The 25,761-nt window shown below is 63.7% G+C and carries 22 protein-coding genes; 11 read left to right on the plus strand and 11 right to left on the minus strand.

Annotated elements, in window-relative coordinates; all coding sequences use genetic code 11:
* The 6 genes from QUH67_RS31915 to QUH67_RS31940 form a co-directional block, all read right to left on the minus strand.
* Positions 1-1,245: an acyl-CoA dehydrogenase gene (locus tag QUH67_RS31915; protein WP_300943684.1), complete on the minus strand. Its 1,245-nt coding sequence runs from the start codon at positions 1,243-1,245 to the stop codon at positions 1-3.
* Between the two features lie 118 nt (positions 1,246-1,363).
* Complete coding sequence (locus QUH67_RS31920; protein ID WP_300943686.1) at positions 1,364-2,491, minus strand: acyl-CoA dehydrogenase family protein; 1,128 nt, start codon at positions 2,489-2,491, stop codon at positions 1,364-1,366.
* Positions 2,492-2,686: 195 nt separating this feature from the next.
* A complete protein-coding gene (locus QUH67_RS31925; protein WP_300943688.1) occupies positions 2,687-4,558 on the minus strand; it encodes an AMP-binding protein in 1,872 nt (623 codons plus the stop codon).
* 40 nt (positions 4,559-4,598) lie between these two features.
* Positions 4,599-5,405, minus strand: coding sequence for an enoyl-CoA hydratase/isomerase family protein (locus QUH67_RS31930; protein WP_300943690.1), 807 nt, complete (start codon positions 5,403-5,405; stop codon positions 4,599-4,601).
* Positions 5,406-5,593: 188 nt separating this feature from the next.
* Positions 5,594-6,352 carry an SDR family NAD(P)-dependent oxidoreductase gene (locus QUH67_RS31935; RefSeq protein ID WP_300943692.1) on the minus strand — a complete coding sequence of 253 codons (759 nt, stop codon included), beginning with the start codon at positions 6,350-6,352 and terminating at the stop codon, positions 5,594-5,596.
* Positions 6,353-6,421: 69 nt separating this feature from the next.
* Positions 6,422-7,084 carry a TetR family transcriptional regulator gene (locus QUH67_RS31940; protein WP_300943694.1) on the minus strand — a complete coding sequence of 221 codons (663 nt, stop codon included), beginning with the start codon at positions 7,082-7,084 and terminating at the stop codon, positions 6,422-6,424.
* Between the two features lie 160 nt (positions 7,085-7,244).
* Between QUH67_RS31940 and QUH67_RS31945 the strand changes: the two genes are divergently transcribed.
* From QUH67_RS31945 to mbfA, 4 genes are all read left to right on the plus strand, one after another.
* A complete protein-coding gene (locus tag QUH67_RS31945; protein WP_300943696.1) occupies positions 7,245-8,417 on the plus strand; it encodes an acetyl-CoA C-acetyltransferase in 1,173 nt (390 codons plus the stop codon).
* A 75-nt stretch (positions 8,418-8,492) separates the two neighbouring features.
* Entirely contained in the window at positions 8,493-10,034 is a 1,542-nt protein-coding gene (locus QUH67_RS31950) for an acyl-CoA synthetase (protein WP_300943698.1), read from the plus strand.
* A 160-nt stretch (positions 10,035-10,194) separates the two neighbouring features.
* On the plus strand, positions 10,195-11,349 hold the full coding sequence (locus QUH67_RS31955) for an alpha/beta hydrolase (protein ID WP_300943700.1): 1,155 nt from the start codon (positions 10,195-10,197) through the stop codon (positions 11,347-11,349).
* 16 nt (positions 11,350-11,365) lie between these two features.
* Complete coding sequence (gene mbfA, locus QUH67_RS31960) at positions 11,366-12,337, plus strand: iron exporter MbfA (protein ID WP_300943702.1); 972 nt, start codon at positions 11,366-11,368, stop codon at positions 12,335-12,337.
* 1 nt (position 12,338) lies between these two features.
* Here mbfA and QUH67_RS31965 read toward each other — a convergent pair whose 3' ends face one another.
* Positions 12,339-13,310: an ABC transporter substrate-binding protein gene (locus tag QUH67_RS31965; protein ID WP_300943704.1), complete on the minus strand. Its 972-nt coding sequence runs from the start codon at positions 13,308-13,310 to the stop codon at positions 12,339-12,341.
* A 205-nt stretch (positions 13,311-13,515) separates the two neighbouring features.
* On the opposite strand from QUH67_RS31965, the gene QUH67_RS31970 reads away from it, so the two are divergent.
* A complete protein-coding gene (locus QUH67_RS31970; protein WP_300943706.1) occupies positions 13,516-14,988 on the plus strand; it encodes an amidase in 1,473 nt (490 codons plus the stop codon).
* 313 nt (positions 14,989-15,301) lie between these two features.
* Here QUH67_RS31970 and QUH67_RS31975 read toward each other — a convergent pair whose 3' ends face one another.
* Together QUH67_RS31975 and QUH67_RS31980 are read right to left on the minus strand one after the other, a co-directional pair.
* On the minus strand, positions 15,302-16,390 hold the full coding sequence (locus tag QUH67_RS31975) for a Zn-dependent alcohol dehydrogenase (protein ID WP_300943708.1): 1,089 nt from the start codon (positions 16,388-16,390) through the stop codon (positions 15,302-15,304).
* Between the two features lie 53 nt (positions 16,391-16,443).
* Positions 16,444-18,213, minus strand: a complete 1,770-nt coding sequence (locus QUH67_RS31980; RefSeq protein WP_300943710.1) for an acyl-CoA dehydrogenase family protein — start codon at positions 18,211-18,213, stop codon at positions 16,444-16,446.
* A gap of 102 nt (positions 18,214-18,315) precedes the next feature.
* On the opposite strand from QUH67_RS31980, the gene QUH67_RS31985 reads away from it, so the two are divergent.
* The 3 genes from QUH67_RS31985 to QUH67_RS31995 all read left to right on the plus strand — a co-directional run bounded on the left by QUH67_RS31985 (position 18,316) and on the right by QUH67_RS31995 (position 21,104).
* A complete protein-coding gene (locus QUH67_RS31985; RefSeq protein WP_300943712.1) occupies positions 18,316-19,314 on the plus strand; it encodes a glutathione S-transferase family protein in 999 nt (332 codons plus the stop codon).
* A 33-nt stretch (positions 19,315-19,347) separates the two neighbouring features.
* On the plus strand, positions 19,348-20,049 hold the full coding sequence (locus QUH67_RS31990; RefSeq protein WP_300943715.1) for an SDR family NAD(P)-dependent oxidoreductase: 702 nt from the start codon (positions 19,348-19,350) through the stop codon (positions 20,047-20,049).
* A gap of 227 nt (positions 20,050-20,276) precedes the next feature.
* The gene (locus tag QUH67_RS31995) at positions 20,277-21,104 is read left to right on the plus strand and encodes an enoyl-CoA hydratase (protein WP_300943717.1); all 828 of its coding nucleotides are present in this window, start codon (positions 20,277-20,279) and stop codon (positions 21,102-21,104) included.
* A gap of 44 nt (positions 21,105-21,148) precedes the next feature.
* Here the strand turns inward: QUH67_RS31995 and QUH67_RS32000 are convergent, their stop codons facing one another.
* The gene (locus QUH67_RS32000) at positions 21,149-21,769 is read right to left on the minus strand and encodes a GNAT family N-acetyltransferase (protein WP_300943719.1); all 621 of its coding nucleotides are present in this window, start codon (positions 21,767-21,769) and stop codon (positions 21,149-21,151) included.
* A 72-nt stretch (positions 21,770-21,841) separates the two neighbouring features.
* Positions 21,842-22,045 carry a DUF1127 domain-containing protein gene (locus QUH67_RS32005; RefSeq protein WP_300943721.1) on the minus strand — a complete coding sequence of 68 codons (204 nt, stop codon included), beginning with the start codon at positions 22,043-22,045 and terminating at the stop codon, positions 21,842-21,844.
* A gap of 114 nt (positions 22,046-22,159) precedes the next feature.
* Between QUH67_RS32005 and QUH67_RS32010 the strand changes: the two genes are divergently transcribed.
* From QUH67_RS32010 to QUH67_RS32020, 3 genes are all read left to right on the plus strand, one after another.
* Positions 22,160-23,059, plus strand: coding sequence for a transcriptional regulator GcvA (locus tag QUH67_RS32010; protein ID WP_300943725.1), 900 nt, complete (start codon positions 22,160-22,162; stop codon positions 23,057-23,059).
* A 195-nt stretch (positions 23,060-23,254) separates the two neighbouring features.
* Positions 23,255-24,646 (plus strand): FAD-dependent tricarballylate dehydrogenase TcuA, encoded by a 1,392-nt coding sequence (gene tcuA, locus QUH67_RS32015; protein WP_300948249.1) that lies wholly within the window; start codon positions 23,255-23,257, stop codon positions 24,644-24,646.
* 61 nt (positions 24,647-24,707) lie between these two features.
* Positions 24,708-25,736: an alpha/beta hydrolase family protein gene (locus QUH67_RS32020; protein WP_300943727.1), complete on the plus strand. Its 1,029-nt coding sequence runs from the start codon at positions 24,708-24,710 to the stop codon at positions 25,734-25,736.
* Positions 25,737-25,761 lie beyond the last annotated feature (25 nt).

The raw sequence follows: 25,761 nt of genomic DNA on the forward strand, positions 1-25,761 counted from the left end.
TTATGCCCGGCCCTTGGTCGGGATCTTGTTGAACGGCACGTCCTTGTCGACCCGGATATCGCCGGGCAGACCGAGCACGCGCTCGGCGATGATGTTGCGCATGATCTCGTCGGTGCCGCCCTCGACGCGGGTGCCCGGCGCGCGCAGCAGCATCGCCTGGAATTTGCCGGCGACTTCGGCATCTTCACCGCTCAGCGCGCCGGCCGCGCCCTGCAGGTCGAGCGCATACATCGCGACTTCCTGGACCATCGAGCCCGCGACCAGCTTGCCGATGGAATTCTCCGGACCCGGACGGTCGCCTTTCGACAACGCCGATATCGCACGCATACTGGTGTATCGCAGGCCGCTGGCTTTCACCGCATAGTTCGCCAACCGCGAGCGAACGCTGCGGTCCTCGATCGCGGGGCCATCTTCCAGCATCAGGCTGTTGCAGAACTCGAACAGCTCCGGGAAGCCCGTCGCGACGCCCGCACCGATCGACATGCGCTCGTTCATCAGCGTGGTCAGCGACACGTTCCAGCCATCATTGACGGCGCCGAGCCGCTGTGAGTCCGGGATTTTCACATCGGTGAAGTAGACCTCGTTGAAGTCGGAGTGGCCGCTGGCCTGCTTGATCGGCCGCACCTCGACACCCGGGCTCTTCATGTCCAGGAAGAACATGGTGAGGCCCTTGTGCTTGGCGACGGTCGGATCGGTACGCGTGAGCAGGATGCCATAGTCCGAGTAATGCGCGCCCGAAGTCCAGATCTTCTGGCCGTTGATGATCCAGTCGTCGCCCTGCTTCTCGGCGCGGGTGCGCAGGCCCGCGACGTCGGAGCCGCCGGCGGGTTCCGAGAACAGCTGACACCAGACCTTCTCGCCGGAGGCCAGCGGCGGCAGGTATTGCCGCTTCTGCTCCTCGCCCGCGAACGCCATCATGGTCGGGCCGCACATGCCATGGCCAATGATGAACATGCCGCTGAGCTTGCCGAACGGCCCCTCTTCCTGTTGCCAGATCACGCGCTCGATTGGCGACGAGCCGCGGCCGCCATATTCCTTGGGCCAGTGCAGGCATGCCCAACCGGCGTCGGCCTTCTTCTTCTGCCAGGCTTTTGCCACCTCAAGCATGTTGGCGTTCTTCAGCCCGGAGCGGCCGAGCGAGGCCTTGCGCAGCTCGTCCTCATACTGCTTCGGCGCGTTGGCCTGGATCCATGCGCGGGCCTCGGCGCGGAACGCGGCTTCCTGCGGGGTGTCGTCGAAGTTCATGGCGTTCTCGCTGTCTGTGTAGGGTGTGTTAGCCGAAGGCGTAACCCACCAGGTCTATCTAGCTTCGCTACTGACAATGGTGGGTTACGCCTTCGGAAAACCCACCCTACGGTCAGCATTACGCCGCGTTCTTCTTGCGCATGCGGTCGATCAACTGGTCTTCCCAATATGACAGACTGCCGAGCGTCAGCGCGGTGGCGTTGGCGCGGCGGTAGTACATGTGGCAGTCGAACTCCCAGGTGAAACCCATGCCGCCATGAACCTGGATGTTGTTCTTTGAGCAATGCTGGAAGGCCTGAGTCGCGCTGATGCGCGCGGCAGCCGCGGCTTCCGGCAATTCCGAAGCGTTGGTCGAGAGCGCCCACGCGCCGTAATAGCAGTTTGAGCGCGCCAGCGTTGCCGAGACATACATGTCGGCCAAGATGTGCTTCACCGCCTGGAACGAGCCGATCGGCCGGCCGAAGGCGATACGGTCGAGCGCATAGTCGCGGCCCATTTCCAGCGCACGGTCGGAGCCGCCGACCTGCTCGAACGCCAGCAGCACGGCGGCGCGGTCGAGCACTTGCGTGAGGATGCTCCAGCCTTCACCGGCCGCACCGAGCGGCTCAGCCTTGGCGTTCTTGAAGGTGAGTTCGGCCTGGCCCCGGGTCGGATCGACATTGGTCAGTGACTTCGCTTCAACGCCGCCGGCCTTGAGGTCGACCAGGAACAGCGAGATGTCGGAGTCGCGGCCGGTCGAGCCGGTGCGCGCGGCAACGACGGCAAAATCGGCGATGGCGCCATCCGGCACCGGCTTCTTCACACCGCTAAGCGTGCCCCCGGAGGCCTGCAGCTTGATCGCCTTCGGCGACGGATTGCCCTTGCCTTCGAACAGCGCCAGCGTACCGATCGCCTCGCCGCTTGCGATCTTGGGCAGCCACTTCTGCTTCTGCGCGTCGGAGCCGGCCAGCAGCAGCGCCTCGGCCGCGAGATAGACGGTGGAGGAGAACGGCACCGGTGCGTTGGCGCGGCCCATTTCCTCCGCGATCACGCACAGCTCGAGATGACCGGCGCCCGCGCCGCCGAATTCTTCCGGGATCGCGACGCCGAGGAACCCCATGTCGGCGAGGCCCTGCCACAGCGCCTTGTCGTAGGTCGCCTTGCCGTCGAGCACTTCGCGCACGGCCTTCGGCGGGCACTTTTCGGTGAGGAATTTCCTCGCCGCGTCACGCATTTGTTTTTGGTCATCGGAGAAATCGAAGTTCATGGCGTGTTACTCGCGTTGTGTAAGAGTGTGTTTCCTTGGTTCGTCGTCCCCGCGAACGCGGAGACCTATAACCACCGGCGTTTGTTTTTTATTCGGTATTGGCTCCAACCTGACATCGACGGGCCCCGGCGTATGGGTCCCCGCCCCGTGCGCAATTGCGCACTAGGCGGGGACGACGTTGGTAGGTGAGTGGTTTCATTTCAGCACAATCACATCTTGGCCCGGCTTGTCGGCGTAAAGCTTCTCGACCAGCCCCTTACGGCGCTCAAGGCCTGCGCGCTGGTTGATGTAGCCCTTGTCGGTGAGTTCGTTGCCGTCGATCGAGGGCGGCTCGGCCATCAGCATGGCCCGCGCGATCCGCATGCTGCTGCCGGTGGCAGAGGCATTATGCGCTTCCAACCCGCGCTTCAGGCAGGCGATCACGTCGGGATGCCTGACGACATCTTCGAACGTCGCGTCGGGATTGCCGACCACCTGCCGACAGGCGTGCAGATTGGGCCACGCGAGCAGCCCGATGAATTCGCGGTCCTGGCCGGCCACCAGCGCGTCGTGCACCACGGGCGTGGCGGCGGCAATGGCGTCCGTGCGGAGCGAGCCGACATGGACGAAGGTCCCGGTCGTCAGCTTGAAATCCTCGACCACACGGCCGGCGAAGATGATGCCCTGCAGCGGATCCGCTTCATCGACGAATATGCCGGCGTCGCCGATGCAATAAAAGCCTTCCTCGTCGAACATCTTCCTTGTCAGATCAGGCTGACCGAAATAGCCGGGCGTGACGTTGATGCCGCGCAGGCGCAGCTCGTATTTCGAGCCGCACGGCACCAGCTTCAGTTCGACGCCGGGGAACGGCAGGCCGATCAGGCCGACGCGCTCGGTGTCCCAATAGGTGCCGGTCGAGGTCGGCGCGGTCTCGGTCGACCCCCAGCCGGTGTAGAACACGATACGCTCGCCGGTGGTCTTCACCGCCAACGCCTGCATGCGGTCATAGAGGTCATCCGGCAGCCGCGCGCCGCCATAGGCCATGATGGAGAGATTCTTGAAGAAGCTGCGGCACAGCGCGTCGTCTTTCTCCATCGCCGCCGCCAGCGCCGCGTAACCGGCGGGCACGTTGGCGTAATAGGTCGGCGAAATCTCGCGCAGGTTCCGCAGCGTCTCCTCGATCTGGCCCGGCATTGGCCGCCCATCGTCGATATAGAGCGTGCCGCCATCGACCAGGATCGGATGGAACGCGGCGTTGCCGCCCATGGTGTGATTCCACGGCATCCAGTCGAGCATGGTCGCAATCGGGCCGTTGGGATCGCGTGGGCGCACCTGCATCATCATCGCCGCATTGGCGCACATCATCTCCTGCGTATTGATGACGGCCTTCGGCATCCCGGTCGAACCCGAGGTGAACAGCAGCTTGCCGACGGTCTCGGGCGCGATCTTCGCAATCGATTCCTCGACGGCGTTCGTCACCGGCGTGGCGGCAAGGTCGGCAAACGACACGCTCTTGATGCCGTCGCAGGGCCGCAGCACGTGCACGACGGTGACGCCGGTGAGATCGAGGGCTTTCAAGGCCTTCTCGAAGGTCGGCCCGTCCTGCACCATCACCACCGCGGGCTTCACCAGGTTGAACAGATATTTGAGCTTGAGATGATCCTGGCTCATCAGCGAATAGGCTGGCGACACGGGTGCTGCCGGAAGGCGGGCCTGCATCGCCGCCTGCGTCATCAACGCATGCTCGATCGAGTTACCGGAAAGGATCGTGACGGGACGTCCGTCGGCTACGCCAAGATTGAGCAGGCCCTGCGTCAGCCCATCCACGGTGCGCTTGGCTTCGCCGTAGGAGACCTTCCGCCATTGCCGGTCCGCGCCGCCGCGCTGCGCCAGCCAGATCCGTTCGGGCGCCTCCTTCGCCCATTTTGCGAGCGACGCCGGAATATGCTTCTCGTAAGGCTGCAGCGGAATGCGCGACTTCAGAATGATAATGCCATCCGGACGACGCTCGACCGCGATGTCACGCGCCAGCCATTCGATCTTGCGAAAGGCCGGTTTTGTCAGCACGGCGGCTGCACTCCCACTCATATTGCGTCTCCCGGAATTCAGTCCTTTGCGGATCTTGTCGTCATCGCTTGATATAGACAGGCTTTCGCTTTTCGAGAAAGGCCCTGATGCCTTCGTTGAATTCTTCCGAGCGGCTGCACAACACCTGATTGCGGTCTTCCATCGCGATCACGGCCTCGATCGAACCGGTATCGACGCTCATGTTGAGGCACTCCTTGGACAGCCTTAAACCCACCGGCGAGGCCGTCATCATCGCATCGACATAGGGCTCGACGGCCGTATCCAGCCCGCCTTCCTCGACGACCTCGGAAACCAGGCCGACCGCCAGTGCACGTTCCGCGCCGATGAAGCGGCCGGTGAGGATCAGTTCGGAGGCGACCGACACGCCAACAAGGCGCGGCAGGAAATAGGAGGTGCCGATATCGCAACCGCCAAGGCCGAGCTTGATGAAGGCGCAGTTCATCCGCGCCGATTTCGTGGCGATCCGGATATCGGCGGCCAGCGCCAGCGCAAAACCGCCGCCGGCGGCAGCGCCCTGAACCAGCGCGATGATCGGCTGCGGGCAGCGCCGCATCAGCATCACGATGTCGGCAATACGGCGCTGCGAGTCCAAGGACTCCGTTACCCCTGGCGGCTCCTGCTGCCCGGCGCGGCGCTTCATCGCATGCTTGAGGTCGAGGCCGGCGCAGAACGAGGCGCCGGCGCCCTTCAGCACCACGACGCGCGTGGAGCGGTTGCGCTGCAGGCCTTCAAAGTAGGTGTTGAGCGCGTCGATCAGCGAGGGATCGAGCGCGTTAAGGCTGTCCGGGCGATTGAGCGTCACCCGGTCGACGCCGTCATGGTGTTCGATCAGCAGCGGTTGAGACATGCGAGGCTCCAGCAATACGCCGTCGGACTTCACCCTCCCTTGAGGGGGAGGGTCGGCGCGAAGCGCCGGGGTGGGGTGATCTCTCCACTCGGGCACTGTTCAAAGCGGAGAGACCGTCACCCCACCCCGCTCGCGCTGCGCGCGATCGACCTTCCCCCTCAAGGGGAGGGTAAAAACGCAGCGTCGCTTTACCGCGGGGCCATGCGAATGGCGCCGTCGAGGCGGATGGTCTCGCCGTTCAACATCGGGTTCTCGACGATGTGAACCGCGAGATTGCCATACTCCGAGGCATCGCCGAGGCGCGCCGGGTGCGGGACCTGCGCGCCGAGGCTCTTGCGGGCCTCTTCGTTCAGGCCCATCAGCAGCGGTGTCAGGAACAGGCCGGGCGCGATGGTGTTGACGCGGATCTTGAGGCTAGCGAGGTCGCGCGCGGCCGGCAGTGTCATGCCGACGATCCCGCCCTTCGACGCCGAGTAGGCGATCTGGCCGATCTGGCCTTCATAGGCCGCAACCGACGCGGTGTTGATGGCAACGCCGCGCTCTTCGCCGATCGGCGGCGCGGTGGCAAGGCGCTCGGCGAACAGCCGCAGCACGTTGAAGCTGCCGATCAGGTTGACGTTGATGATGCGGACGAATTTTGCCAGCGGATAGACGCCGTCCTTGCCGACGGTGCGCTGCGAACCGCCGATGCCGGCGCAGTTCATCAGCACGCGCGCGATGCCGTGCGCGGCTTCTGCTTTCGCAATCGCCGCCTTGATCGCCTCTTCGTCGGTGACGTCGGCGTGCAGGGCAATGCCCTTCACTTCGGCAGCGACTTTTTCGGCGTTTTCCTTGTTCTGGTCGATGACGCCGATTTTCGCACCCTTGGCGGCCATGGCGCGGGCGGTGGCGGCGCCGAGGCCGGAACCACCGCCGGTGATGAGAACGGCTACGTCTTGCAACTGCATGGTAACAACCTTTCCTTGGACGTTTCTTCTCTGGACTTGGAACCTACTTGTATCGTGGCGATGCGACCGTCATCCAGTGGCCGCAGCCCCCTGATCTTTTTGATTGAGCATACCGCCGCAGATCAGCGCTTCCATATGCTTGATGTATTCGCGGCAGACCTCGTCGGTCACCGGACCGACGCCGGTCGCGCGCGACATCGCATGGCGGCCGAAGAACAGGTGGTCGCAGGCGCCGATCAGGCTGGTGTAGAACAGCACCGGATCGATCTTGCGGAACTCGCCGGCCTTGACGCCTTCGGCCAGCAGCCGGCGATGAAATTCCAGCAGCGGTGCGACGAAGAACTTCGACACCTCGTCGGCGGCTTCCGCGCTGCTCTCGTGCAAGAGGTAATGGATCAGCCGGTTCATATAGGGGAACTGGTGATAGGCGCGGATGATGCCGCCGATATGCAGGCGCAATTTCGCGGTTGGCGAGATCGGCTGGCTGATGAGGTATTCGAGCTGCGACACCTCGGTCGCCGCGTCGCGCGCCAGCAGCGCCAGCAGCAGACCATCCTTGTTGCCGAAGTGGTATTTCACCAGTGCGGCATTCACGCCCGACTTTTGCGCGATGTCGGATAGCGACACCTCGATGGCGGCGCGCTCGATCATCAGTTCGCTCGCCGCCACGAGCAGCTTTTCGGCCGTGCTGTTCCTGCCGCCGGGAAGCCTGCTCGTTGCGCTTGTATTCAAGGGTGTTCCTATTGCCCGCTGACCGTAAATCCGGGCCGCACATAAGCGCATGCCGCGGCTGCACTCAAGAGTTAATTGATTGATTGACTAAATCCCCCGATGCCCCTTAAATCCGGCCCAACTTACCAACACCACCAACAAACATTCAGGGAGAACAGACATGGCCGAGGCCTATATCGTCGCCGCTGCACGCACCGCAGGCGGCCGCAAGGGGGGACGTCTGGCAGGCTGGCATCCGGCCGACCTCGCCGCTTCCGTGCTGGACTCGTTGGTCGACCGCACCAAGGTCGATCCCGCGCAGATCGAGGACGTCATCATGGGCTGCGTGATGCAGGCCGGCGAGCAATCCAACAACATCGCCCGCAACGCTGTCATGGCCTCCAAGCTGCCCGAGAGCGTTCCCGCGACCTCGGTCGACCGGCAGTGCGGCTCGTCGCAGCAGGCGCTGCATTTCGCGGCGCAGGCGGTGATGTCGGGCGCGATGGACGTCGTGATCGCCGCCGGCGTCGAATCCATGACGCGGGTGCCGATGGGCCTCGCCTCGTCGCTTCCGGCCAAGAACGGCTTTGGCCACTACAAGAGCCCGGGCATCGAGAAGAAATATCCGAACATCATGTTCAGCCAGTTCACCGGCGCGGAAATGATGGCGGAAAAGTATGGCCTCTCGAAGGACCAGCTCGACGAATACTCCTACAACAGCCACCAGCGCGCGATTGCCGCCACCCAGGCCGGCAAGTTCAAGGACGAGATCGTTTCGCTGCAGATCACCCGCGCCGACAACTCGACCGACACCCACCATATCGACGAGGGCATCCGCTTCGACGCCAGCCTCGACGGCATCAAGGGCGTCAAGCTGATCGCCGAGAACGGCAAGCATACGGCGGCTAGCGCCAGTCAGATCTGCGATGGCGCCTCCGGCGTCCTGGTCGTCAATGAAAAGGGCCTGAAGTCGCTCGGCGTCAAGCCGCTGGCGCGGATCCATCACATGACCATGATGGGCGGCGACCCCGTGATCATGCTGGATGCCCCGCTGCACGCCACCAAGCGGGCGCTGGATAAGGCCGGCATGAAGATCGACGATATCGATCTGTTCGAGGTCAACGAAGCCTTCGCGGCAGTACCCGTGGCATGGCTGAAGACCACCGGCGCCGATCCGGCACGCCTCAACATCAACGGCGGCGCGATCGCGCTCGGCCATCCGCTCGGCGGCTCCGGCACCAAGCTGATGACGACGCTGATCAATGCGCTCAAGCAGAACAACAAGCGTTACGGCTTGCAGACCATGTGCGAAGGCGGCGGCATGGCCAACGTAACCATCGTAGAACGTCTCTAAAAACAAGAAAATCAATGACGACTGGCGAGCAGGGAGTGCGCTTCCTGCTCGCCATTTTCATATGAGGAAGCACCCATGACCCACCCGTCCATCCACGCCCGCACCTACCCGAACAAGATCGCCTACCAGATGGCCGGTACCGGCAAGGCGATCACCTATCGCGAACTGGACGAGCTTTCGAACCAGGGCGCGCAGCTGTTCCGTTCGCTCGGCCTGAAGGCCGGCGACCACATCGCGCTCTTAATGGAAAACCGCCTCGCCTTCATGGAAATCTGCTGGGCGGCGCAACGCGCGGGCCTCTATTACACCGCGATCAGCCGCTATCTGACTCAGGACGAAATCGCCTACATCGTGAAAGACTGCGGCGCAAAGGTTTTCATCACCACGCCGAAATGCGCCGAGCAGGTCCGCAGCCTGGTCGGCCAGATCGGCGGGCCGCTGCTCTACATGATGGACGAGCCCGAGCCGGGCTTCCGTTCGTTCGACAAGGAAGCGGCCGAGCAGCCGGCCATGCCGATACCCGATGAAGTGGCGGGCTACGACATGCTGTATTCGTCCGGCACCACCGGGCGACCCAAGGGCATCAAGAAGGATTTCGAGGGCAAACCGATCGACGAGCCGAATGCGTTTCTCAAGATCCTGTGCGCCGACATGTGCGGCATGTCGTCCGACAGCATCTATCTGTCGCCGGCGCCGCTCTATCACGCGGCACCCTTGCGCTTCAACATGATTGCGACCGTGCTCGGTGGCACCTCCGTCATCATGGAGCATTTCGATGCCGAGGAATTTTTGAAGCTGGTCGAAAAATACAACATTACGCAGTCGCAGCTGGTGCCGACCATGTTCGTGCGCATGCTGAAACTGCCGGACGAGGTGCGGCAGCGCTATGACGTCTCGACGCTGAAGGGCGCCATCCATGCCGCAGCGCCCTGCCCGGTCGACGTCAAGGCCAAGATGATCGAATGGTGGGGACCGATCCTGATCGAGTATTACGCCGGCTCCGAGGGCAACGGCGTCACGGTGTCGACCTCGCAGCAATGGCTGACCCATCGCGGCACCGTCGGCCGCGCCGTGGTCGGCAAGGTGAAGATTCTGGACGAGAACGACGAGGAGCGGCCGACAGGCGAGATCGGCACGGTCTACTTCGCCGACGCGCCGGTTTTCACCTATCACAACGATCCCGAGAAGACGAAGAAGGCCTACAACGAAAAGGGCTGGTCGACGCTCGGCGACGTCGGCTATCTCGACGCCGAAGGCTTCCTCTATCTCACCGACCGCAAGAGCTACATGATCATCTCGGGCGGGGTGAATATCTACCCGCAGGAGACCGAGGACGTGCTGATCAGCCATCCCGCCGTCTCCGACGTCGCGGTGTTCGGCGTGCCGAACGAGGAAATGGGCGAAGAGGTCAAGGCCGTGGTGCAGCCGCACGACATGTCGAAGGCCGGCAAGGCGCTCGAGGCCGAATTGATCCTGTTCTGTAGAAAGCATCTATCGCCGATCAAATGCCCGAAGAGCATCGACTTCGAAGCCGAACTGCCGCGCACGCCGACCGGCAAGCTGGTGAAGCGGCATTTGCGCGACAAATATTGGCCGAAGCCGGCGGTGAAGGCGTAGCACCCGCTTGACCCCGCCCCTTCGAGGGGCGGGTGGAGTTCATCGCGAATATTCTTTTCGTCATGCCCGGGCTTGTCCCGGGCATCCACGTCTTTACAGTCTCGTTTCACAAAAAGACGTGGATGGCCGGGATAAACCCAGCCATGACGAGGAAAATGTCATGACAGATCTCCCCGACATCCCGCTCCCCTCCTCGATCCGTTCCCGATATGTCGACAACATCAACGGCCTCCGCATGCACGTGCTGGAAGCCGGCTTCGAAACACCCGGCCGGCCCTGCGTGCTGCTGCTGCACGGTTTTCCAGAACTCGCTTATTCCTGGCGCAAGGTGATGCCCTCTCTCGCGGAAGCCGGCTATCACGTGATCGCGCCGGACCAGCGTGGCTATGGCCGCACCACCGGTTGGGACGCGGACTACGACGGCGATCTCGCCGCGTTCCGGCTAACCAATCTGGTGCGCGATGCGCTCGGGCTGGTGGCGGCATTCGGCTATCGGAGCGTTGATGCCGTTATCGGACACGACTTTGGCAGTTCGGTCGCGGCCTGGTGCGCGCTGATCCGGCCCGACGTGTTTCGATCGGTCGCCATGATGAGCGCGCCATTCGGCGGGCCGCCGCCCCTGCCGTTCAACACCGTAAACGGTTCGGCTAGCCCCACGGCGGAGGATCCCATCCATCGCGACCTCGCGGCGCTGCCGCGCCCGCGAAAACATTACCAGTGGTATTACTCGACGCGCGAGGCCAACGCCGACATGCACCGCGCGCCGCAGGGCGTGCACGATTTCCTGCGCGCCTACTACCATCACAAGAGTGCAGATTGGAAAGACAACCGGCCGTATCCGCTGACGTCATGGAGTGCGGGCGACATCGCAAAACTGCCGACCTATTATGTGATGGACCTTGCGAAGGATATGGCCGCGACAGTCGCGGAGGAAATGCCGTCAGCCGCCGAAATCGCCGCCAATAAATGGCTGCCGGATAGTGAGCTTGCCTTCTACGCCGCCGAGTATCAACGCAACGGCTTCCAGGGCGGCCTGCAATGGTACCGCTGCGGCACCTCTGGCGCGTTCCTGCCGGAATTGCAGACCTGGTCGGGCCGCACCATCGACATTCCCTCCGCCTTCATTTCGGGCAAGCAGGACTGGGGCACCTATCAGCGCCCCGGCGTCTATGAGGCGATGCAGTCCAGGGCCTGCACCAACATGATCGGCTGTCACCTCGTCGATGGCGCCGGTCACTGGGTGCAGCAGGAACAACCGACAGAGGTCAGCCGGCTTCTGGTGCAATTCCTGCAAGACGCCAAGGCAAAGGCTTGAGAAAAGGCGTTGCCCCATGAAGAATTTTGCCGACCTGACCGAGCGCGAAGTGCTGGCTGTTGCGATATCCTCTGAAGAAGAGGACAGCCGCATCTACATGACCTTCGCGGAAGACCTCAGCGCGCGTTATCCCGATACGGCAAAAGTGTTCGAGGAGATGGCCGAGGAGGAACGCGGCCACCGTCACCGGCTGCTCGAACTCTATGAAACCCGCTTCGGCCCGCATCTGCCGCCGATCCGCCGCGAGGATGTCAAAGGCTTTCTTAAACGGCGCCCGATCTGGCTGACCAAGAACCTGCCGCTCGACACGATCCGCAAAGAGGTCGAGACGATGGAGCTCGAGGCCGAGCGCTTCTACGCCAAAGCCAGCGAACAGGCCGAAGATGTCAGCGTGCGGCGCCTGCTCGGCGACCTCGCCGAGGAAGAGAAAGGCCACGAGCGGTTGGCGGTGAAGCTGACCGGCGAGATCCTCAGCCCCGACGTGCGCGCGGAAGAGGACAAGACCCGCCGGCGCATGTTCGTGCTGCAATATGTGCAGCCGGGGCTGGCCGGACTGATGGACGGATCGGTCTCGACGCTGGCGCCGCTATTCGCAGCTGCGTTCGCCACGCATCAGAACTGGCAGACGTTCCTGGTCGGGCTGGCGGCCTCGATCGGCGCCGGCATCAGCATGGGCTTTGCCGAAGCGCTGTCCGACGACGGCTCGCTCACCGGACGCGGCTCGCCGTGGCTGCGCGGCGCCGCCAGCGGTATCATGACCGCGCTCGGCGGTCTCGGCCACACGCTGCCCTATCTGGTACCGGATTCCTGGGCGAACGCGTTCTGGATCGCGACAGCCATCGCGGGCATCGTCGTGTTCTTCGAACTCTGGGCGATCGCCTATATCCGCGCGCGATACATGGACACGCCGTTCCTGCAGGCGGCATTCCAGATCGTGCTTGGCGGCGGCATCGTGCTCGCGGTCGGAATATTGATCGGGGGAGCGTAGGCTAGCTCCCGTTCAAGCTGCCGATCTCCGGGAAGAACATGTCCTTCCACGACGCCGGCTCGCGCTTGATGGTGCCGACCCGGCGCATGAATTTGGCGAACTTCATCGTGGCGGCAGGCGTCATCGTCCATTCGACGCCGGGGCCGGTCACGACCTTGGTCACCATCTCCAGCGGCAGTTTCGAATTGCTGTCGTTGATCCAGCTCTGCGCGGTGCCGCGGGGATCGGCCGCGATGATCGTCGTCGCTTCCTTCACCGCGTCGAGGAATGCGGCGTAAAGCTCGGGATTGTCCTTGCGGAACCGCGCCGAGGTCCAAGCCACGGTAAAGCTGTGCGGCCCGAGCACGTCGAACGACGACAGCACGGTACGGATGTTTTTCTGCTCCAGTTGCTGGAACTGGAATGGCGGCACGCTGAAGGCCGAACTGACGCCGCCCGCGCCGCTCAGAAGCGCGATCGTCGCGTCCGGCGGCGACATCGACACCGTGAGCGGGTCGAGCTTGGCATAGTTTTCCTCGCCATAGGCGGCCGCTGCCGCCATCTGCAGCAGCACCGCCTGCACCGACACCTTGATCGACGGCACCGCGATGCGGTCGCGCTCGGTGAAATCCTTGATCGATTTGACATCAGGATTGGCGGTGTTGAGCAGGAACGGCTGCGAGCTCAGTGCGCAGATGCCCTTGACCTCGAAGGATGTTCCCTGCGTCTTGTCCCATAGCGTGATCAGGCCGGGCACGCCGCCGCTGACGATGTCGGTTGAATTCGACAGCAGCGCTTCGTTCATCGCCACCGGGCCGTTGAAGCGTTGCCAGGAAACCTTGAAGTCCTTCAGGCCGCGCTGCGTGGCATATTTCTCGATCAGTCGGTCGCGCTTCATGACGTTGAACTGCAGGTAGCCCATCGAGAACTGTTCGGCCAACCTGATTTCCGCGGCGCCCGCCGCCGTCGCGCCGCCGATTGTGACTGATATCACAGCGGCCGCTATCCAGCCCGATCGCATCGGAGCCTCCCCGTGTTGTTTTGTTTATTCGTTGATCGGGAGACTAACGCGCGGAACGTCGTTTCCCAAGCGTATAGCGGCTTGGCCAGCCCGCCATTGTACAGCCATTGCTCTTGCGGCGTCGCCGCAAACTGCGCATCATTCACGCCGCATGAAACAACCAGAGCGGGAGTACCTCTTGGTCAAGTCGCAATGGAGCTTCAAGACCGCGGTTGAATTGTCGGCGGCCCTTGCCGCCAAGAAGGTTTCGGCCGTGGAATTGGCGGAGGACGCCATCGCCCGGATCGAGCGGCACGACGCAAAGATCAATGCGATCTGCGTTCGCGATTTCGAGCGTGGCCTCGCCGCCGCCCGCATCGCCGACGCCGAACTGGCGCGCGGCGTGAAGAAGCCGCTGCTGGGCATTCCCGTGACGGTCAAGGAATCCTACAACGTCGCGGGCCTGCCGACGACCTGGGGGATTCCGGCGCAGAAGGATTTCATCCCGGCCGAGGACGCGCTGGCGGTCACGCGCGTGAAGGACGCCGGCGGCGTCGTTCTCGGCAAGACCAACGTTCCGCTCGGGCTTGGCGACTGGCAGAGCTACAACGAGATCTACGGCACGACCCACAATCCGTTCGATCTCGGCCGCACGCCGGGCGGCTCCTCCGGCGGATCTTCAGCAGCGCTCGCGGCGGGCTATGGCCCGCTATCGCTCGGCTCCGATATCGGCGGTTCCTTGCGCGTGCCGGCGTTTCATTGTGGCGTCTATGCGCACAAGCCGACCTTTGCGCTGGTGCCCGGGCGCGGCCATACCCCGCCGCCGTTGCAGCCGCTGCCGCTCGACCGCGACCTTGCCGTGGTCGGCCCGATGGCGCGCAGTGCCGCCGATCTTTCCCTGCTGCTCGATACAATCGCGGGTCCCGATCCGCTGGAAGCCGGCAAGGGCTACCAGCTCGCGCTGCCGCCGCCGCGTCACGCGGCGCTGAAGGGCTTTCGTGTGCTGGTGATTGATACCGACCCATTGATGCCGACCGACAAAGTGGTGCGCGGCACAATCGACGCGCTCGCGGCCAATCTCGGCAAGGCGGGTGTGGCGATCGAGCGCAACAGCCCGTTGCTGCCGAACTTTGCGGAGACGACCCGGCTCTATATGCGGATGCTGATGTCGTTCCTCGCCGCGGGCTTTCCGCCGGAAACCTATGCCGGCGCGCAGGCCGCGGCCGCCGCGTTGCCGGCGGGCGCGACAAGCCTTGCCGCGGAACGCTTGCGCGGCATCGTGCAGAGCCACCGCGACTGGCTGATGGATGAGGCGGCGCGCGGGCGGCTGCGCGCGCAATGGCGCGAGCTGTTCAAGACCTATGACGCTGTGATCTGCCCGATCATGCCGACGCCGGCCTACCCGCACGATCATTCGGCGGAACAGGAGAAGCGCCGCATCAGGATCGACGACAAGGACTACGTCTATCCTGACCAGCTAGCCTGGCCCGGCATCGCCACTCTGCCCGGCCTGCCCTCGACCGCGATCCCCACCGGCTTTGCGCCGGACGGACTACCGGTCGGCGTGCAGATCGTCGGTCCCTGGCTGGAGGATCGCACAACGTTAAAGCTGGCCGAGCTGATCGAGCGCGAATTCGGCGGCTTCAAGCCGCCGCCGATGTTTGATGATTGAGCGGCAGCGTCATTGCGAGGACGGCCAGCAGGCACAGGGGCGGTATGCGGATTGCTGGGCGAAGCAGAACGGCAAGTGGCTGGCTGTGTCCGCGCAAGTGTCGCGGCGAACTCTCACCGCGTCGTCCCGGCGAACGCCGGGATCCATACCGCGTGATCTATCGAAAGGGCACGGTGGCTGACGCGCTGTGTTAGCCAGCCACCGTTGTGACCCGTTGAAGCCAAGTCGTCTTGCCTCGTGCCCATTTCGACGGCCACGGCGGATGGGTCCCGGCGTTCGTCGGGACGACGGAGTGGTAGGTTGGCGCCAAGCCTCAGCTATCGAACATGATCACGCTGCGCAGCGTCTTGCCGGCCTTCATGTTGGCAAAGCCCTCGTTGATTTCGGAGAGCTTCAGCTTGGCCGAAATCCAGTCTTCCAGATGCAGCTTGCCGCGCATGTAGAATTCGACCAGGCGGGGCATATCGACGCGGAAATGATTGGAGCCCATCGACGAGCCCTGGATGCGGCGCTCGCGCAGGAAGTCGAATCCGTGCAGTTCGATCTTCTGGCCGAACGGGATCATGCCGACGATGGTCGCCGTACCGCCGGCCGCCAGCATGGCGAACGACTGTTCCGCGGTTTCCTTGCGGCCCAGCACCTCGAAGGAATGGTGCACGCCGCCGCCGGTGAGTTCGCGCACCTGCTGCACCACGTCGCCCCTGGCGGGATCGACGATGTCGGTGGCGCCGAGCTTGGTGGCGAGTTGCAGCTTGGCCGGGTTGGTATCGATCGCGATGATGCGGCCGGCGCCGGCGATCGCAGCCCCGTTGATCGCCGCCATGCCGACGCCGCCGCAACCGATCACCGCGACGGTTTCGCCGGCCTTGACGCCTGCCGTATTCACGACCGCCCCGTAGCCGGTGATGACGCCGCAGCCGATCAGCGCCGCCAGTTCCAACGGCATGTCCTTGCGGATTTTGACGATGGCGTTTTCGTGCACCAGCATCTGCTCGGCGAACGAGGATAGATTGAGAAACTGATTGAGCTTCTCCGAACGGGCCCAGGACAGCCGGTTGGACTGGCCGGGCAGCATCTTCACGGTCGTGTCTGTGCAGAGCACCGTGCGGCCGGTGGTGCAGTTGTCACAGGTGCCGCAGAACACCGACAGGCAGGTCACGACGTGATCGCCGGGCTTCACATAGGTCACGTCGGAACCGACCTTCTCGACCACGCCTGCGGATTCGTGGCCGAGCACCGCCGGCAGCGGATGCGGATACAGGCCTTCCATGAAATGCAGGTCGGAATGGCAAAGGCCGGCGACGCGCGTTCGGATCAGGACTTCTCGCGGGCCGGGATTCGGCACGCTGACATCCTCGATCACCAGCGGCTTGTTGACTTCGAACAGAACGGCGGCCTTCATCGGGTACTCCCTGTCGTTTATAGTTTGTTTTTTAAACCGGTATTGGCGGCAGCCTACGCCGCAACGAGCAATTCTCCAACCTCGGCCATGCCGACGTCGCGCTCACCGAGCAAATGGTCGGTGATGGCGCGCTGGGTGGCATTTTCCGCGAGCCGGAACGGATCGCCCGTCGCGACGCGATGGTCGATCACCATCCGCGACAGCAGCAGCCGCTTGGCATCTCCGCGCATCTCGTGGATCCGGCCACCCTCCCAGGTCAGAGCGACGGCGCTGACGACATGATAGAGCAGGCTGGTGGCGCGCCGCGCGTCGCCCTCATTATCGCTGCTTCGGGCCACGTCGCGGGCGAATCCGACGGCGCGGTCGGCCAACTCACGCAAACGACTACGCCAGGCCTGCGGCACGTTGGCGCTGTCGTCGAGGCGCGCGTGCAAATCGGCGGCCAATGCGGCATCGGCGCCGTGGCGGCCCACGGCGCGCGTCAGGGTATCGATGGCGACGATGTTGCCGGTGCCTTCCCAGATCGAGCCGAGATGGGCGTCGCGCAGCAGCCGCGCGGTTGCGAATTCCTCGATGTAGCCGATGCCGCCGCGCATCTCCAGCGCATCGCCGCACACCTTGCGCGCATCGCGAGTCGCGCGGAATTTCAGCGTCGGCGTTAGAATGCGCAGCAGCGCCGCCGCATCCTGGCTGCCAGCCTCGGCGCGATCGAGCGCATCCGCGGTGAGAAAACTCATCGACAGCGCCTGCTCGGTCGGCAGCATGATCTTCATCAGTTGCCGCCGCGCCAGCGGGAGATCGATGATGCGCTGACCGAACACCACGCGGTTTCGCGCCACCGTCATCGCGTCATGGTGCGCGCGCCGCATCAGCGCGGTCGACTTGACGCCGTTGGAAAGCCGCGAGGAGTTGACCATCTCGGCCATCTGCACAAAGCCGCGATCGAGCTTGCCGACAGCGTAGGCAATCGCGCCCTCAAGCTTGATCTCGCCCGAGGCCATTGAACGGGTGCCGAGCTTGTCCTTCAGGCGCACGATCCGGTAGTGGTTCTGCGAGCCGTCGTCGAGATAGCGCGGCATCAGGAACAGCCCGACGCCGCGCGTGCCTGGCCCTGCTCCTTCGGGGCGCGCCAGCAGCATCACCACCTTGGCGTCGGCGTTGGAGCAGAACCATTTTTCGCCATAGAGCCGCCAGTGGTCGCCTTCCTGCACGGCCGTCGTCGTCAGCGTGCCGACATCGGAGCCGCCCTCTTTCTCGGTCATGAACTGGCCGCCCTGCGTCAGCTTGCTCATATCGGTCTGAGTCAGGCCGTCGAGATACTTCGCCTTCAGTGCTTCGCTGCCGAAATTATTGAGCAGCTTGGCGCAGCCGTCGGTGACGTTGATCGGGCAGCCCATGCCGAACTCGGCCTGGTTGAACAGGAACGTGAAGGCGTGCTTGGCCACCACGGGGTACTTGTCCGGCCAGCCCATGATGCCCTTGCGGATCGACAGCGCGTGGATGCCGAACTCGCCGAACGCGGCTTTTTCCAGTTCGCGGTAGGCCGGGTGATATTCGATGTATTGTGAATCGCGGCCGAACTTGTCGCGCTGGTGCAGCACCGGCGTGTGACGGTCGGCCAACCGCGCGCATTCGTCGAGATGGCCGCCGGCCAGTCCGCCGAGGCGGTCGAGATGCGGCTCGATATGGCGGAACAGCGCCTCGGGAAGATGCAACCGCAGCAAATCAGTCAGCGCCGGATCGGCCCGGTAGAAATTCATGCCCGTCGTATCAGGCGCGAGCAATCCCGGCTGGCTGGCCGGAACGGCTGCGCGGTCTTGCATGAGTGGATGCATAATTCGCCCTTGTTCGTTGCATCAGATATTGATCTTCTACCGATAACGCAGGCGGTCGCGCCGTCAACAACCATCATTGGAGGATCACCCATGGCGGACGGCTACCGCATCATCGGCGCCGAGATGTCGCCCTACTCCGTCAAGGTCCGCTCCTATTTCCGCTACAAGGCCATCCCGCATCAGTGGGTCTTGCGTAATGCCGCTAGCCAGGCCGAATTCGAGAAGTATGCCAAGATGCCGATCATTCCGCTGGTGGTGACGCCTGCCGGGACTGGCATCCAGGATTCCACCCCGATCATCGACCAGGTCGAAAAGCTTCATCCCGAGCCGCCAATCCATCCCGCCGAGCCGGTCACGCAATTCATTTCCGCGCTGATCGAGGAGTTCGGCGATGAATGGGGCAACAAGTGGATGTTTCACTACCGCTGGGCCCGCGATGTCGACCAGATCAGTTCGGCCGGACGCATCGCGCGGATGCGTGCGCCAACCGCCAGTGAGCAGGAACATGAATTGTTCGCGCGACAGGTTCGCGAGCGGATGGTCGACCGTGTCTGGTTCGTCGGCTCCAGCGCCGTTACCGCACCGCAGATCGAGGCCGGCTTTCAGGAGATGCTCGGCCTGCTCGACGCGCATCTCGCCACTCGCCCCTATCTGTTCGGCGGGCGGCCGGCGCTCGGCGACTTCGGTCTCTGGGGCCAGTTCTATGAAATGTGGACCGATCCGACCGCCGGCGCCCTGATCAGCGGCGGCGCGCCTCACGTGCTCGACTGGATCCACCGCATGCTGTGGCCGCGGGCCGAAGGCGCGTGCGAAACATGGACCGCGCTGGCGCCGACACTGATGCCGATCCTGACCAGGCAGGTCGGACGGCAGTTCTGGCCGTGGACGCTGGCCAATGAGCGGGCACTGGCCGAAGCCAAAGAGGAATTCAGTGTGGCGCTCGGCGAGAAGGTCTGGACCCAGAAGCCACAGAAATATCACGCCCGGTCGCTCGGCATGTTGCGCGCGAAGTATGCAGCGATTGCCGACAAGCGTGACCTCGACATGATCCTGGCCGCCGCGGGTTGCCTGGCGGGATTGCGCACCTAGATACCAGATCCCGGCTTTCTCTGGAGCGCGCGCATGGAAACTCCCAAATACAAGATCGCCCTGATCGTCGGCGCCGGCGAGGGGTTGAGCGCATCGCTGGCGCGGCTGTTCGCGCGCGAGCGCATCAAGGTCGCGCTCGCGGCGCGCAAGATTGAAAAACTCGGTGCACTCTGCACCGAGACCGGCGCCCGCGCCTTCGCCTGTGATGCGACCTCGACCGAGGAGGTCGAACGCCTGTTCGGCATGGTCGAGCGCGAGATCGGCACGCCCGATATCGTGGTCTACAACGCCAGCGGCCGGGCACGTGGCGCCTTCACCGATCTGGCTCCGGCGGAGGTCGCCAATGCGATCGCCGTCTCGGCCTTTGGTGGCTTCCTCGTGGCCCAGCAGGCCGCACAGCGCATGCTGCCCAACAAGCAGGGCGCGATCCTGTTCACCGGCGCCTCCGCCAGCGTCAAGGGCTTTCCGCAATCGGCGCCGTTCGCGATGGGCAAGTTCGCACTGCGCGGGCTCGCCCAGAGCATGGCGCGCGAATTGTCGCCACAAGGAATTCACGTCGCGCATTTTGTCATCGACGGCGGCATCAGGAGCGCGACGCGCACGGAGCCAGCCGACCGGCCGGACTCGATGCTCGATCCCGATGCGATTGCGCTCAGCTACTGGAGCGTGCTGCAGCAGCCACGCAGCGCCTGGACCTGGGAGGTAGAGCTGCGGCCATGGGTGGAGAAGTTTTAGCAACCGCCACAGCTGTCATTGCGAGCCAACGGGTCGCGCGAATGCGCGCCCGATGACAGGCTCCGCGACGCAATCCATAACGCGGCTTGACTGATAGATGGATTGCTTCCGCATTCGCTCTCAGAGCTACGGCGGACAAATCGTCGCGGAGTTTATCATCGGGCCGGCCGAAGGCCGGACCCCTCGGCTCCCCGCAACGACGAACCCAAACAACCACAGGGAAAACCATGACCGAAACCAAAGTCGACACCGGCACCGACGAACTGCTCTGCGTGATCCGCGACCGCGTCGCCATCATCACGCTGAACCGCCCCGAGGCGCGGAATGCGATGTCGGATAATCTCACCCCGGCCCTGCGCAACATGATCAAGGCCTGCGGCGAAAACCGCGATGTCGGTGTACTGCTGCTGACCGGCGCGGGCACCGCCTTCTGCGCCGGCGGCAACGTCAAGGGCATGGGCGCCAATCGCGACAAGGCCAAGCTCGCCATGTCCCATGACGAGCGGGTCGGTGACCTGCAGGAACGGCAGCGCCTGCTGACCGGCGCGCTGGTCGCGGTGCGCAAACCGACCATTGCCGCCCTGCCCGGTCCTGCGGTCGGCGCCGGCCTCGCGCTGGCAATGGCCTGCGACATGCGCATTGCCGCAAAATCGGCGTTCCTTTCCACCGGCTATCTCAAGGTCGGCCTCAGCGGCGACTATGGTATCGCCTGGCTCCTCACACGCCTGGTCGGCACCTCGCGGGCGCGCGAGCTGATGTTTACCTGCGAGCGGGTCGAGGCCGACCGGTGCGAGACCATCGGCCTCGTCAACCGCGTGGTTCCCGACGACAAGCTGCAGGCCGAAGCGTTTGCGCTCGCCAAGTCGATCGCCGAAGGTCCGACAATCGCGATCCGCTACATGAAGGACAATCTTGACGAAGCGTTGATGTTCGATTTCGCCACCGCGCGCGACCATGAGGCCGAACGCATGGTGCGAACCCAGGGCACATCCGATCACAAGGAGGCCGTGCAGGCGTTTATCGAGAAGCGCAAGCCGGTATTTTCAGGTCATTGAGAAGAATAGCCCGGTTCCGGAGGGGCCAGAACCGGGCTTAGTCGTCAAACCGCGAGCGAGGATCGTGCGCTGGGAGAGACGGCGGCGAGCCGCCAGCTGGCGCATGGGATTTCCTGCGGTTCGACAGAGATATCTTTCTGGAAGCGGGTCAGCTTCCAATCGCCAGGCGTATTGGCGAAACCGTAGCCAGCCTTGCGGGCGAGCCCGATCATCGCATCGTTGGAACGCAGCGTGTCACCGAACAGCCGCGTGGCACCGAACGAGGCGGCGCGGCATTCGATATTCTTCAACAGCGCCTTGCCGATGCCTTGACGCTGCCAGCGGTCGTCGATCGACAGGCCGAACTCCATGCTCGTGGTATCGCTATCCAAGGCGTAGCGTGCTTCGCCGACAATCGTCTCGCGGCCCTCGATCAGCATGGTCGCGATTACGCTGAACCGGTCGGCTTCGCCAATATGGATGAACTCCTCGAGCAGCGAAGGCGGCAATTCGCTGGCGGCGCCGAGGAAACGCTTGTAGCGGGACGGCGTCGTCAGCGACCGGAAATAGTTCTGCAACGCCTCGGCATCGCGCGGCTCGACAAAGCGCACGGTCACCGTCTCGCCATTCCGCGTACGCAGCACGTCGGAATATTGCCTGAGATCGCCGAGACGCATCGTGGTCATGGATCGCTCCCGCGGAGCTAAAGAAATTGGCTGGCGTCCCCGTCACCGGGCGGCGCCAGCCTTGGCTGCTGTTCAAGCCCGCCAGAACGGCTTATCGGCCTCGTAGGCGACATCGCTCCAGGAAATGCCGATATCGTGCAGCTCGCGGGCCGACCACTTCGCCAGTTCGCGGCGATCCCGATAGCGCTGCCGCCAGACGTGGAAGGTTTCGGCCACCTGGCTCAAAATCCTCCGCTCATGATGATTTATCATCGATTCATGGGTGAAAGTGGACATTTTCGGCTCCAATGCTAATCTTCTGCAGGGAATATCTGCTCCCTTCAGGCTTTCCACAAACGACACTTTGTACCGCTTCGGATGATATAAACTCATGTACTTGGAGATCGCGGAATGACCGCCCGGCTGCCGTCGCTGAACGGGCTGCGCGCCTTCGAGGCTGCCGCCCGGCATCTCAGCTTCACCCAGGCGGCGTCCGAGCTGAACGTCACGCAGACGGCGATCAGCCATCAGATCAAGCGGCTGGAGGAAGAACTCGGCGTCCGCCTGTTCATCCGCCAGAACCGTTCACTGACGCTGACCCAGCAGGCGCAGGAATATCTCCCCGGCATCCGCGCTGCCTTCAACGATCTCAGGCTGGCGACCGACCGCCTGCTGCGCAAGGACGACGACCATGTCCTGACGGTCTCGACCCTGGCCTCGCTCGCCGCCAAATGGCTGCTGCCGCGGTTGTCGGCATTTCAGGAAGCCCATCCGGGAATCGACGTGCGCATCACGACCTCCACCAATCTGGTCGACTTCCAGCGCGACAATGTCGACGCCGCGATCCGTTACGGCCGCGGCCAATGGCCGGGCTTGCGCGCCGACTGGCTGCTGGCGGACGAGCTTTTCCCGGTATGCAGTCCGGCGCTGCTGAAGGGAAACAAGCCGCTGAAGTGCCCCGAGGACCTCAGGGATCACGTGCTGCTTCACACCAGTAACTTCAACAGCGACGACTGGCGGCTGTGGCTGACGGTGGCCGGCCTGCCGGCCGATTACTCGAAACAGCCCGGCGTCACCTTCGACATGATCTTCATGACGGTGCAGGCGGCGATCGACGGCCTCGGGGTTGCGATGGGCCGCACGGCCTATGTGCAGGAAGACATCGCCAAGGGACGCCTGGTCGTTCCGTTCAAACTCGCCTTTCCGGTCGACGCCGGGTTTTACCTGGTCTCGCCCGCCGGGAGGAACGACCCGCCCAAACTCGCCGCCTTCCGGCAATGGCTGCTCGCCTCGGTGCAGAGCAAGCCCTGACATGACCGATATTCCGCGATGCGAATGGCATGCGACATCGTCGCATGGGGCCATGCGTATCGGCAACGTTCGCGCACGAGATGCGTGACGCCGCCGTCTCATCAGGCTAGAAAACAGCGGAGGCGGATGGATTTGCCTGGCCGCGCGCCGGTTCGATTTCCAGGCCAGCAACGATAACAAGAGCGCATGGCCGACCTGACCCAGAAATTCGATGTGCTTGTGATCGGCGGCGGCAACGCCGCTTTGTGTGCCGCGATCAGCGCAACGCGCGCAGGCGCTTCCGTGCTGGTGCTGGAAGGCGCGCCGAAATTCTATCGCGGCGGCAATACCCGCCACACCCGCAACATGCGCTGCGCTCACGATGCGGCGACCGAGATCCTCACCGGGCCCTACACCGAGGAGGAGTTCTGGGACGACCTGTTGCGCCTGACCGGCGGGCAGACCGACGAGGAACTCGCCAAATTCATGATCGCCGAGTCGAAGGACATCCTGAACTGGATCGTGGAACAGGGTGTGCGCTGGCAACCTTCGCTCGGCGGCACGCTGAGCCTGGGACGCACCAATTCGTTCTTCCTCGGCGGCGGGCGCGCGATGCTGAATGCGCTGTATCTGACCGCAGAGAAGCTCGGCGTCGAGATCCGGTATGATGCGGAGGTCGTCGATCTCCAGATTGAAGACGGCATGTTCCTCTCCGCCAGACTGAAGCGACCGATCGACGGCGCCAACGAAATCCGCGCTTCGACGCTGGTGGCGGCGGCCGGTGGTTTTGAAGCCAACATCGAATGGCTCAAGGAATATTGGGGCGATGCCGCCGACAATTTCCTGATCCGCGGCACGCCCTATAACCGCGGTTCGATCCTGAAGATGCTGCTCGACAAGGGCGTGCAGGACATCGGCGACCCCACGCAATGCCATGCGGTCGCGATCGATGCCCGCGCGCCAAAATTCGACGGCGGCATCATCACCCGCCACGACTCGGTGGTGTTCGGTATCGTCGTCAACAAGCACGCCCAGCGATTCTACGACGAAGGCGAGGACATCTGGCCGAAGCGCTACGCGATCTGGGGGCGGCTGGTCGCCGCACAACCCGACCAGATCGCCTACATCATCTTCGATTCCAGCGTCGTCACCAGCTTCATGCCGACGCTGTTTCCGCCGATTGGCGCGCCGACGATTGCGGAACTTGCGGTCAAGCTCGAACTCGACCCTGTCGCGCTGGAGAAGACCGTCAACGAATTTAACGCCGCCGTGCAGCCCGGCACTTTCGACCACACCATCCTGGACGATTGCCGCACCGAAGGCATCACGCCGGCCAAGACGCACTGGGCGCGGAAGATCGAGCACGCGCCCTATCTGGCCTATCCGGTGCGGCCCGGCATCACCTTCACCTATCTCGGCACCCGCGTGAACAGGCAGTCGCGAATGGTGATGAAGGACGGCAGACCTTCCGCCAACATGTTCGCGGCCGGCGAGATCATGGCCGGCAACGTGCTCGGCAAGGGCTATGCAGCCGGCATCGGCATGACCATCGGCAGCGTGTTCGGGCGGGTGGCGGGGCGGGAAGCGGCGCGCAATGCGAAGAACTAGGGAGTCACTTCGCCCCGCTCTCCGCGGGGAGAGGGAGATAACAACAATGGGAGGATCGACGATGCGCGTTGCGATTATTTCTGCGGCTGCCGTTCTGATGGGCGTGACACTCGCCAACGCCGCCGAGCCGATCGCGCTGCGCGACATGGGCTCGTTTCATGTCGGCGGGCGGCTGGTGGAGATTTCCGGCAAGCCGGTCAAGGAAGTCACCTTCACCCCCGGTGGTGTTCCCGCCAAAGTCGATCCCAACGGCACCTACCAGGTTGAGCAGATGTACGTGCAGTATTTTCTGCCCGCCAACGAGAAGGGCGCGTATCCGCTGCTGATGTGGCACGGTGGCGGGCTGACCGGCGTCACCTACGAGACGACGCCGGACGGACGCGAGGGCTGGCTGAACTATTTCCTGCGCAAGGGCTGGGCGGTCTACAATTCGGATGCAGTGGAGCGCGGCCGCGCCGGCTGGGCGCAATACCCTGACATCTTCAAGAGCGAGCCGGTGTTTCTCACCACGGCCAATCCGTTCGAGCGCTTTCGCATCGGCGATGGCGCGGGCTCCTACGATCCCGATCCGGCCAAGCGCAAGCTGATGCCGGGCAGCCAGTTCCCGAACGAGGGCTATGAGAATTTCGTCAAGCAGAACGTGCCGCGCTGGACCACCACCGATGACGCGATCATCGCCGCCTATATCGCCGAGATCGACCGCGTCGGTCCCTCCATCATCCTGTTCCACAGCCAGGCCGGCAGTTTTGGTTTCAAGGTGGCGCAGGCGCGGCCCGACAAGGTCAAGGCGCTGATCGCGATCGAACCCGCCGGGCTCGGCGATCCTGCCAGGGCCGATGCACTGAAGAACATTCCGACGCTGATCATCTATGGCGACTACATCGAAAAGGACTCGCGCTGGCCGAAGATCCGCGCCAACGGTATTGCCTTTGCGGACGCTGTCCGCGCTGCCGGCGGCAGCGTCGATGTCGTCGACCTGCCGCAGGCCGGCATCAAGGGCAATTCGCACATGGTGATGATGGACAAGAACAACGCCGAGGTCGCCGCCCTGATCCAGAAATGGCTCGAGGGCAAGGGACTGACCAAGTAAGCGGATCGGCGCGGGGGCAGGAAGC

The sequence above is a fragment of the Bradyrhizobium roseum genome (assembly GCF_030413175.1).
GTDB classification, from domain to species: domain Bacteria; phylum Pseudomonadota; class Alphaproteobacteria; order Rhizobiales; family Xanthobacteraceae; genus Bradyrhizobium; species Bradyrhizobium roseum.